This is a genomic window from Bradyrhizobium cosmicum (assembly GCF_032290525.1).
GTDB lineage: Bacteria > Pseudomonadota > Alphaproteobacteria > Rhizobiales > Xanthobacteraceae > Bradyrhizobium > Bradyrhizobium cosmicum_A.
Genome location: NZ_JASXTA010000622.1, coordinates 1 through 234, shown reverse-complemented (window position 1 = coordinate 234; position 234 = coordinate 1). Strand labels below are relative to the sequence as shown.

The window sequence follows — 234 nt, the reverse complement described above, 5'->3', positions numbered from 1 at the left end:
CGAGATGGCATTCCATCGCGGGAATAACTCGATGGCAAGGTTGCACGCGAAGGAGGTTGAGGGCTACGCCTCGCAATCCGGAATGACCTACCTTTTCACCGCAAGCCGTCTCTGCCGGGCTCTCGCGAGTTCTACCGAGGGCGATTTCGCCTCGGCTTCCAGTGATTTGCATGAAGCATTAACAACTGCGAGAAAATCGAAAACTGGCCTCGAGATTGAGGCGCGCCTCCTGGC

1 protein-coding gene is annotated in these 234 nt (G+C 56.8%); it reads left to right on the top strand.

Annotation, left to right across the window (positions count from 1 at the left end):
• Positions 1-31: 31 nt before the first annotated feature.
• A partial coding sequence (locus QSV46_RS41145) for a hypothetical protein (protein ID WP_314964543.1) occupies positions 32-234 on the top strand: 203 nt, incomplete at its 3' end.